Source organism: Cnuibacter physcomitrellae, assembly GCF_014640535.1.
Taxonomy (GTDB): domain Bacteria; phylum Actinomycetota; class Actinomycetes; order Actinomycetales; family Microbacteriaceae; genus Cnuibacter; species Cnuibacter physcomitrellae.
The window spans coordinates 1-1,262 of sequence record NZ_BMHD01000006.1 but is presented as its reverse complement, the minus strand read 5'-3'; the positions used below and the strand labels follow the sequence as shown (position 1 = coordinate 1,262).

Sequence of the window (1,262 nt, the reverse complement as noted above, 5' to 3'; positions counted from 1 at the left end):
GGAGCTTGACCCGGTTTCCCGGACACCTGAGTTGAGGCGATGATCGTCTCAGTGAGGAGTCCGATATGCCTGCTGCGAAGTCGCCGGAGTTCCGGCGTCGCGCCCTGGATCTGGTCGCGGGTGGTGAGCCTGTCGCTCAGGTCGCCCGCAATCTCGGGATCAGCGAATCAGGGTTGCGGCGTTGGATGGCAGCCGATGACGTCGATACCGGCAAGGCCGAGGGAGTCACGAGTGCGGAGAAGCGTGAGCTGATCGAGCTCCGTCGCAAGAACCGGGTGCTCGAGATGGAGATCGAGATCCTCAAACGCGCCTCGGCGTACTTCGCGAGGGAGCACATCCTCCCAAAATGATGTTCCGGCTGGTCCAGGAACTCAGCCGTGACGGGTTCCCCGTCGCGGTGGCCTGCCGGGTGCTGGACGTATCACGTTCGGGCTTCTACGACTGGAAAGACCGTCCGCCGTCCCAGCGTGCTGCACGAGACGCGGACCTGCTGGCGGTGATCGAACGCGCGCACTACGACTCCCGAGGCTCCTATGGGGCGCCGCGGGTGCATGCCGAGCTGCGGCTCGGGCACGGCATCCACGTCGGCCGTAAACGCGTCGCGAGGCTGATGCGTCAGGCCGGGATCGGCGGAATCAGCCACCGCCGCAAACGCGGACGCGTCCGGCCTCTGCCGGCGCCGCACGATGACCTCGTGCGGCGGAACTTCACCGCCGACGCGCCCGACCGGGTCTGGTTCACCGACATCACCGAACATTCCACCCAGACGGGGAAGGTGTATTGCGCAGCCGTGCTGGACTGCTTCACTCGACGCGTCGTCGGCTGGTCGATCGCGGACCACATGCGCACCGAGCTCGTCGTCGACGCGCTCGAGATGGCGCGATGGCAGCGTCGGCCCGAGCCCGGCACCATTGTTCACGCCGACCGCGGAAGCCAATACACGTCCTGGCTGTTCGGACACCGGCTCCGGCAAGCGGGACTACTGGGATCGATGGGACGCGTGGCCTCGAGCGTGGACAACGGGCTCATGGAATCGTTCTGGTCGATCATGCAACGCGAGCTCCTGGACCGTCGCGCCTGGGTCTCGCAGGCCGAGCTCGGCTCCGCAATCTTCGAATGGATCGAGGGGTTTTACAACCCCCGACGACGCCACTCCGCGCTGGGCTACCTCAGCCCAGCCGACTACGAACAAGAACACACCACCGCTGCTCTGGCAGCATGAACATCACAAAAGAAGCGTCCGGAGAACCGGGTCAAGCTCC

The 1,262-nt window shown here is 65.5% G+C and carries 2 protein-coding genes; both read left to right on the top strand.

Features of this window, described 5'->3' with window-relative positions; genetic code table 11:
* The first annotated feature begins 65 nt into the window (after positions 1-65).
* A complete protein-coding gene (locus IEX69_RS20725; protein WP_085021732.1) occupies positions 66-350 on the top strand; it encodes a transposase in 285 nt (94 codons plus the stop codon).
* A complete protein-coding gene (locus IEX69_RS20720; protein WP_085021731.1) occupies positions 347-1,222 on the top strand; it encodes an IS3 family transposase in 876 nt (291 codons plus the stop codon). Before IEX69_RS20725 ends, IEX69_RS20720 begins: the two co-directional genes overlap by 4 nt.
* Positions 1,223-1,262 lie beyond the last annotated feature (40 nt).

Coding starts and splice junctions, on each gene's coding strand:
- IEX69_RS20725 (WP_085021732.1), top strand. CDS start 66: ATGCCTGCTGCGAAGTCGCCGGAGTTCCGGCGTCGCGCCCTGGATCTG.
- IEX69_RS20720 (WP_085021731.1), top strand. CDS start 347: ATGATGTTCCGGCTGGTCCAGGAACTCAGCCGTGACGGGTTCCCCGTC.